The organism is Kitasatospora sp. NPDC002551, from assembly GCF_040296005.1.
Lineage (GTDB): Bacteria > Actinomycetota > Actinomycetes > Streptomycetales > Streptomycetaceae > Kitasatospora.
In genome coordinates, this window is sequence record NZ_JBEOWI010000111.1 from 1 (window position 1) to 8,866 (window position 8,866).

3 protein-coding genes are annotated in these 8,866 nt (G+C 77.1%); all 3 read right to left on the bottom strand.

The genetic code is table 11. The annotated features are described in order from the left end of the window. A partial coding sequence (locus ABT093_RS39830; protein WP_350572400.1) for a type I polyketide synthase occupies window positions 1-1,521 on the bottom strand: 1,521 nt, incomplete at its 3' end. Window positions 1,522-1,580: 59 nt separating this feature from the next. Then, on the bottom strand, window positions 1,581-6,521 hold the full coding sequence (locus tag ABT093_RS39835) for a type I polyketide synthase (RefSeq protein WP_350572401.1): 4,941 nt from the start codon (window positions 6,519-6,521) through the stop codon (window positions 1,581-1,583). Then, a partial coding sequence (locus ABT093_RS39840; protein WP_350572402.1) for an SDR family NAD(P)-dependent oxidoreductase occupies window positions 6,521-8,866 on the bottom strand: 2,346 nt, incomplete at its 5' end. The genes ABT093_RS39835 and ABT093_RS39840, both read right to left, overlap by 1 nt.

Consider the following 8,866-nt stretch of genomic DNA (forward strand, 5'->3'; position numbering starts at 1 on the left):
GGCCTGAGCGCGCAGCGACGCGGCGCTGCGCGCGGACACCACCAGCGGCACCACCCCCGAACCCGGCAGCACGGACGGGTACTCCTCGACGGCGGGCTCGTCCCGGCCCTCCGGCGCCTCCTCGTCGGGGACCTCCGCCGGAGCCTCCTCGATGATCGTGTGGGCGTTGGTGCCGCTCGCGCCGAAGGAGGAGATGCCGGCCCGCCGGGGCTCCTCGCCCTGCGGCCACGGCTGCTCCTGCGTCAGCAGCCGCACCGCGCCGGACTCCCAGTCCACCTTCCGCGAGGGCTCCTCCACGTGCAGGGTGCGCGGCAGCACACCGTTGCGCATCGCCATCACCGTCTTGATGACCCCGGCCACGCCGGAGGCCGCCGCCGCGTGCCCGAGGTTGGACTTCAGCGAACCCAGCCACAGCGGCCGCTCGGCGGGCCGCCCCTGGCCGTACGTCGCCAGCAGGGCGCCGGCCTCGATCGGGTCGCCCAGCGTCGTCGCCGTGCCGTGCGCCTCGACGAGGTCGACCTGCTCGGGCTTGAGCCGGGCGTTGGCCAGCGCGGCCCGGATCACCCGCTGCTGGGCGGGGCCGTTCGGCGCGGTCAGGCCGTTGCTGGCGCCGTCCTGGTTGATCGCGCTGCCCCGGACGACCGCGAGCACCGGGTGCCCGTTGCGCCGCGCGTCCGACAGCCGCTCCAGCAGCAGCACGCCGACGCCCTCCGCCCACACGGTGCCGTCCGCCGTCTCGGAGAACGCCCGGCAGCGGGCGGTCGGGGACAGCGCCCGCTGCCGGCTGTACTCGATGAACCCGGTCGGGGTGGCCATCACCGTCGTGCCGCCGGTCAGCGCCAGCGAGGACTCGCCCCTGCGCAGCGACTGGCAGGCCAGGTGCAGGGCCACCAGCGAGGAGGAGCAGGCGGTGTCGACGGTGAGGGCCGGCCCCTCCAGGCCGAGGGTGTACGCGACCCGGCCGGACAGGATGGCGCCGGAGGCGCCCAGCGACATCTGCCCTTCCAGCCCCTCGGGGAGCTCGGTGACGTTGCTGCCGTAGTCGAAGTCGGTGGCGCCGACGAACACGCCCGTCCGCGAGCCGCGCAGCGAGCCGGGCGTGACCCCGGCGCGCTCCAGCGTCTCCCAGGCGACCTCCAGCAGCAGCCGCTGCTGCGGGTTCATCGACAGCGCCTCGCGCGGCGAGATGCCGAAGAACGGGGCGTCGAAGCGGTCGACGCCGTCGAGGAAGCCGCCCTCGCGGACGTAGGTGCGGCCCTTGCGGTCCGGGTCCGGGTCGTAGAGCGCGTCGAGGTCCCAGCCCCGGTCGGTGGGGAACGGCGTGATCGCGTCCCGGCCCTCGGCGACGAGCGCCCACAGGTCCTCGGGGGTCCGGACGCCGCCCGGGAAGCGGCAGCCCATCGCCACCACGGCGATCGGCTCGTGCTCCTTCTCCTGGAGCTCGTCGAGGCGCTGACGGGCCACGCGCAGGTTGGCGGTCGCCCGCTTGAGGTAGTCGCGAAGCTTCGCTTCGTTCTCCATCACTCGTCAGCTCCTCGAAGACCGTGGGACGGAAAGGCCGTGGGTGGGTGTGCGGTGGTTCATGCGATGTCGTCGAGTTCGAGGTCCAGCAGGTCGAACATCTCCTCGTCGGTGGCCGCGTCGAGGTCGTCGACGGAGCCGCGCTGGTCGCCGGGGCCGGACCAGGTGCGCAGCAGGGACTGCAGACGCTCGGCCACCGCGGCGCGGGCCTCCTCGTCCGGGTCCAGCGCCGCCAGGGAGGCCTCCAGCCGGTCGAGTTCGGCGAGGACGGGCCCGGCGGGCGAGCCGCCGTCGGGCAGCAGTTCGGCGCCGAGGTAGGAGGCGAGCGCGGCGGCGGTGGGGTGGTCGAAGACCAGCGTGACCGGCAGCCGCAGCCCGGTCGCCACGCCCAGGCGGTTGCGCAGCTCCACCGCGGTGAGCGAGTCGAAGCCCAGCTCCTTGAAGGCCCGCTCGGCCTCGACGGCGGTGGAGTTGGGGTGGCCGAGGACGACGGCGGCCAGCGACCTGACCAGGTCGAGCAGCACCCGCTGCCGGTCCGCGCCGTCCAGCTGGGCGAGGCGGCGCAGCAGGGCCTCGGAGTCGTCCTGCCCCTCGCCCTGCGGGCCCGGCGCGGCGGCGAGGGCCTCCCGGGCCTGCGGCAGGTCGCGCAGCAGGGGCAGCGGCCGGCCGGCGGCGAGCGCGGGCGCGAACCGCGCCCAGTCGAGGTCGGCGACCACCTGGCACGGCTCGCCGCCGCCCACCGCCCGCAGCAGCGCGTCGCCGGCCCGGTCGCCGGCCATCGGGGCCGCGCCGCGGCGCCGCAGCTGGTCCGCCACCGCCGCGTCGACCATCCCGCCGTCGGCGAGCGCGCTCCAGGCCACCGAGGTGGCGGCCAGCCCGTCCGCGTGGCGCTGGTGCGCGAGCGCGTCCAGGACGGCGTTCGCCGCGGCGTAGCTGCCCTGGCCGGCGGCGCCCACGGTGCCGGCGATGGAGGAGAAGAGCACGAACGCGGACAGGTCGCAGTCCTTGGTGAGCTCGTGCAGGTTCAGCGCCCCGGTCACCTTGGGCCGCAGGGTGCGCTCGGCCTGCTCGGCGGTCAGGGTGTCGAGCACGCCGTCGTCGAGCACGCCCGCGGCGTGCACCACCGCGGTCAGCGGCAGGTCGCGCGGCAGGGAGTCCAGCAGGCCGGCGAGCGCGGCGCGGTCCGCGACGTCGCAGGCCGCGAGCGTGACCCGGACGCCGGCGGCGGTGAGTTCGGCCGCCAGCTCCTCGGCGCCCGGAGCGGCGGAACCGCGCCGGCCGGTCAGCACCAGGTGCTCGGCGCCCTCCCGGGCCAGCCGGCGGGCCACCGCGGCGCCCGCGCCGCCCGTCCCGCCGGTGATCAGGACGGTGCCGCTCGGCCGCCAGCCGGCCGCGGGGGCCGGGGCGCCGGCGCGCAGCAGGCGGCGGGCGAACACGCCCGCGCCGCGCACCGCGAGCTGGTCCTCGGCGCCGTCGCCGTCCGGGCCGGCCGGAGCGGCCAGTACGGCGGCGAGCCGGGCGAGCGCCCGCTCGTCGAGGACGGCCGGCAGGTCGACCAGGCCGCCCCAGCGCTGCGGGGACTCCAGGGCGGCCACCGTGCCCAGCCCCCAGACGGCGGCCTGGACGGGGCTGTCGAGGCGGTCGGAGGCGCCGGTCGACACCGCTCCCCGGGTCGCCAGCCACAGCGGGGCCTCGATCCCGGCGTCGCCCAGGGCCTGGACCAGTGTCAGGGTGAGGGCGAGCCCGGCGGGGACCGACGGGGCGCCGGGCCGGGGCGCCTCGTCCAGGGCGAGCAGCGAGAGCACCCCGGCGGGCGCCGTCGCGGTGTCCGCGAGCGCGGCGCCGATCAGCCCGGCGAGGGCGGCGCGGTCCGTGCCGGCGGCGATCTCGACGGGCACGAGCTCCGCGCCGGGGCCGGCCAGGCCGGTGAGCACGGCCGCGACCGGCCGGTCCGCGGTGTGTCCCGCCGGGACGGCGACCAGCCAGCGGCCCGTGAGCGGCGCGGCGGCCGGCTCCGGCAGCGGGCGCCAGCCGGTCCGGTACCGCCAGGAGTCCAGCGCCGCGCCGTCGGTCCGCCGGCGGCGCCAGGCGGACAGCAGCGGCAGCGCCGACCGCAGGGCGTCGGCCGCCCCGGGGTCCCCGGGCTCCTCGACGCCGGCCTCCAGCGCGGCGGCCAGCGCCGGGAGGTCCTCGCCCTCCACCGCCGCCCAGAAGGCGGCCTCCGCCGGGTCCTGCGCGGTCGCGGACACCGCGGCGGAACTCTCCAGCCAGTAGTTCCGGCGCTGGAAGGGATAGGTGGGCAGGTCGAAGGCGCGGGTGTGCGCGGCGGGCAGCACGGCCGCCCAGTCCACCGCCGCGCCCCGGACGTACGCCTGGGCCAGCGACAGCAGCATCCGGTCCGGGCCGCCCTCGCCGCGGCGCAGCGAGCCGACGACGCCCGCCTCCGCGCCGACCGCCTCGATGGTCTCCTGCACCGCGAAGGCCAGCACGGGGTGCGGGCTCACCTCGATCAGGATCCGGTGGCCCGCGGCCAGGATCCGGCGGGTGGCCTGCTCCAGTTGGACCGTTTGGCGCAGGTTCCGGGCCCAGTACCCGGCGTCCAGGCCGGCGGTGTCGACGGGCTCGCCGGTGACCGTCGAGAAGAAGACCGTCGCGCACGAGCGGGGGGCGATCGGGGCGAGCAGCTCCAGCAGCCGGTCGTGGATCCGCTCCACCTGGTGCGAGTGCGAGGCGTAGTCGACCGGGATGATCCTCGCCCGGACGCCGTCGGCCTCGCAGGACGCCAGCAGCTCGCGCAGCGCCCCGGGTTCGCCGGAGACCACCATCGAGGCGGGGCCGTTGACGGCGGCCAGCGACAGCCGCTCGCCCCACGGCGCCATCCGCGCGAGCAGCGCGTCCTGCGGCAGCGAGACGGACATCATCCCGCCGTCCCCGGACAGCGCCCGCAGCGCCCGGCTGCGCAGCGCCACCACCCGGGCGGCGTCCTCCAGCGACAGCGCGCCGGCCACGCAGGCCGCGGCGATCTCGCCCTGGGAGTGGCCCGCCACGGCGGCGGGCTCCACGCCGTAGGAGCGCCAGACGGCGGCGAGGGCCACCATCACCGAGAACAGCAGCGGCTGGACCACGTCCACCCGGTCCGTCGAGGGCGCGTCCGGCGCGCCGCGCACCACCGCGTCCAGCGACCAGTCCACGAACGGCGCCAGGGCGCGCTCGCAGTCGGCCATCACCGCGGCGAACACGGGCGAGGACTCCAGCAGTTCCTCCGCCATGCCCGCCCATTGCGAGCCCTGGCCGGGGAACAGGAAGACCGGGCGGGTGGTGTTCACCGCGAGGCCCTCGGCCAGCCCCGGGGCGGCGGTGCCGGCGGCGAGCGCGTCCAGGGCGGTGCGGAAGTCCTCGCGGGTGCGGCCGACGACGACCGCGCGGCGCTCGAACGCGGAGCGGGTGTGGGCGAGCGCCGCCCCGAGGCCGGCGAGGTCGTCCTCCGGGTGGCGGTCCAGGTGCCGGCGCAGCTGGGCGGCGCGGTCCCGCAGCGCGGCCTCGGTGCGGCCGGACAGCGGCCACGCCAGCGGGCCGGCGGCCGGAGCGACGGGTTCCGCGTCCTCCTCGGCCGGGGCCTGCTCCAGGATGACGTGCGCGTTGGTGCCGCTGACCCCGAAGGCGGAGATCGCGCCCCGGCGGGGGCGTCCCAGCTCGGGCCACGCGGTGGCCTCGCGCAGCAGGGAGACGGCGCCGGCCGACCAGTCCACGGCGGGCGAGGGCTCGTCGATGTGCAGGCTGGCGGGCAGCACGCCCCGACGGATCGCCAGGACGGTCTTGATGATGCCGCCGACCCCGGCCGCGGCCTGGGTGTGGCCGATGTTGGACTTCAGGGAGCCCAGCCACAGCGGACGCCCCTCCGGTCGGCCCCGGCCGTAGGTGGCCAGCAGCGCCTGCGCCTCGATCGGGTCGCCGAGCCGGGTGCCGGTGCCGTGCGCCTCCACCATGTCGACGTCGGCGGTGGTGAGGTCGGCGGCGGCCAGCGCCTGCTGGATGACCCGCTGCTGGGCGGGGCCGTTGGGCGCGCTGAGGCCGTTGCTGGCGCCGTCCTGGTTGATCGCGCTGCCCCGCACCACGGCGAGCACCGGGTGCCCGTTGCGCCGCGCGTCCGACAGCCGCTCCAGCAGCACCATGCCGGCGCCCTCGCCCCAGCCGGTGCCGTCGGCGGCGGCGGCGAAGGCCTTGCAGCGGCCGTCCGGCGCCAGGCCGCGCTGACGGCTGAACTCGACGAAGACACCGGGGTTGGCCACGATCGCGGCGCCGCCGGCCAGGGCCAGCGAGCACTCGCCCCGGCGCAGCGACTGGGCGGCCAGGTGGAGGGTCACCAGCGAGGACGAGCAGGCGGTGTCCAGGGTGACGGCGGGCCCCTCCAGGCCGAGGGTGTAGGAGATCCGGCCCGAGGCCACGCTGGTCACGTTGCCGATCAGCAGGTGGCCCTCGACGCTCGGGTCCGCCAGCGCCGGATCGCCCCCGTACTGGAAGGAGGTCGCGCCGACGAAGACGCCGGCCTTCTCGCCCTTCAGCGACAGCGGGTCGATCCCGGCGCGCTCGATGGCCTCCCAGGAGACCTCCAGGAGCAGCCGGTGCTGCGGGTCCATGGCCAGCGCCTCGCGCGGCGAGATCCCGAAGAACGCCGGGTCGAACTGGCCGGCGTCGTAGAGGAAGCCGCCCTCGCGGGTGTTGCAGGTGCCGGAGACGGCCGGGTCCGGGTCGTAGAGGCCGTCGAGGTCCCAGCCGCGGTCGGTGGGGAACGCGGAGACCGCGTCCCGGCCCGCCGCGACCAGCTCCCACAGGTCCTCGGGCGAGCGCACCCCGCCCGGGAAGCGGCAGCCCATGCCCACGATCGCGATCGGCTCCCGCTCCCGGTCCTGCACCTCCTGCAGGCGCCGGCGGGTCCGGTGCAGGTCGGCGGTGACCCGCTTGAGGTAGTCGAGCAGCTTCTCTTCTTGCTCGTTGGCCATCAGGACGCCCCGAAGTCGTTGTCGATCAGCTTGAAGATCTCGTCGGCGGAAGCAGCCAGCAGCTGCTCCTCGACCGAGGCCGCGGCGCCGCCCTGCGGGGTGCCGCCGCTGCCGCCGGTGCTCTCGATCCGTGCCATCAGGCCCTGCAGACGGCTGGTGAGCCGCTCCCGCGCGCCGCTGTCCGCGGTGATCTCCGCCAGCGACTCCTCCCACCGGTCCAGGTCGTCGAGGACGGCGTCGGCCGTCATCGGCTGCGGCGGGAACAGCTCGTCCCGCAGGAGCCGGGCCAGCGGGGCCGGGGCCGGGTGGTCGAAGATCAGCGTGGCGGGCAGCGACAGCCCGGTGGCGCCGTTCAGTCGGTTGCGCAGCTCCACGGCCGTCAGCGAGTCGAACCCGAGCTCCTTGAAGGCGCGGTCGTCGGCGATCGCGTCGGGGGAGGAGTGGCCGAGGACGGCGGCGGTGTGCGCGCGCACCAGGTCCGTCAGCACCCGTTCCCGCTCCGCCTCCGGCAGGCCGGCCAGGCCGTCCGTCACGCTTCCGGCGTCCTGCCGCGCGGCGTCCTGCGGCTCCACGGCCGCCTCCAACACCCGCCGGACCTCCGGCAGTTCGTCGATGAGCGGGCGGCGGCGGGCGGCGGTGAAGCCCGGCACGAACCGGTCCCAGCGCACGTCGGCGAGGACCAGCGTGGTCTCCTGGCGGGCCAGCGCCCCGTGCAGGGCCGCCACCGTCAGCTCCGGCGCCATCGGCGGCAGGCCCCGGCGGCTCAGGTGCTCCTCCACGCCGTCGCCCTCGATCATGCCCTTGTCCGCCCAGGGGCCCCAGGCCACCGAGGTGGCCGCCAGGCCGCGCGCCCGGCGCCGCTCGGCGAGCGCGTCCAGGAAGGAGTTGGCCGCGGCGTAGGCACCCTGCCCGCCGCTGCCCCAGGCGGCGGCGACGGAGGAGAACAGCACGAAGGCTTCGAGGCGGGTCCCGTCCAGGAGTTCGTCGAGGTGGACGGCCCCGGACACCTTGCCCTCGGCCATGGCCGCGAAGTCGGCCGGCGTGCTGTCGGCGATCTGCCGGAAGTGGACCACCCCGGCGGCGTGGAACACCGCGCGCACGGGCGAGCCCTCGGCCTCCAGGCCGTCCAGCAGCCCGGCCAGCGCCGCCCGGTCGGCGACGTCGCACGCGGCGAGCGTCACCCGGGCGCCCAGGCCGCGCAGTTCGGCCGCCAGCTCCTCGGCGCCCGGAGCGGCGGAACCGCGCCGGCTGGTGAGCACCAGGTGCCCGGCCCCGGTGCGGGCCAGCCAGCGGGCCACCTGGGCGCCCAGGCCGCCGGTGCCGCCGGTGATGAGCACGGTGCCGCCCGGCTGCCACTTGACCTCGTCGGCCGGCGCGCCCAGCGGGGCGTGCACCAGCCGCCGGACGAAGACGCCCGCGGTACGCACCGCCAGCTGGTCCTCGTCGCCCGCGGCGGCGAGGATCCCGGCCAGCCGGGCCGCGGCGCGCTCGTCGACGGCGGCAGGCAGGTCGACCAGGCCGCCCCAGCGCTCGGGGTGCTCCAGGCCGGCCACCCGGCCCAGGCCCCACACGGTCGCCTGCTCGGCGCGGTCGACCGGGTCGGTCGGGCTCACCGAGACGGCGGCGCGGGTCGCGAGCCACAGCGGGCAGGGGATCCCCGCGTCCCCGAGCGCCTGCACCAGGGCCAGGTTCAGCGCCAGGCCGTGCGGCAGGACCGGGTGCCGCGGGTCCGGCCCGTCGGCGAAGGCGAGCAGGGACAGCACGCCCGCCGGCACCTCGCCGGCCGAGGCCTCCCGCAGCCGCTCGGCGACCGCGTCGCGCTCACCCTCGGCCAGTTCGACGACGACCGTCCGCGCTCCGCGCTCCGCGAGGGCGTGCAGGACGGCGGCGTGCGCGTCGCTGCCGGATCCCTCGCCGCCGGCCGCCGGAACGGCCACCAGCCAGGTGCCGTTCAGCGCGCCGCGCGGCTCGGTGGCCACCGGGTGCCAGGCGATCCGGTACCGCCAGGCCTCCATGGCGGCCTGCTCGTTCTGCCGGCGGTGCCAGGAGGACAGCAGGGGCACCATCTCGCTCAGCGGCGTGGCGGGGTCGACTTCGAGCATCGCGGCCAGGGCGTCCAGGTCCTGGTGCTCGACCGCCGCCCAGAACCGCCCGTCCACGGAGGCCGACGGCGACGCGGCGGTGAGGCCGTGGGCTCCGGCCGTCGGGGCGTCGGGGACGGCCGGCGTCGCGAACCAGTAGCGGTCGCGTTGGAAGGCGTAGGTGGGCAGGTCGACGCGGTGGGCGTTGGGGAAGACGGTGGTCCAGTCGATGGTGAGGCCGGTGGTGTGCATGCGGCCGAGTGC

Bases quoted from the DNA above. Each gene is read 5' to 3' on its own strand.
- ABT093_RS39835 (WP_350572401.1), bottom strand. From the start codon at position 6,521: ATGGCCAACGAGCAAGAAGAGAAGCTGCTCGACTACCTCAAGCGGGTC.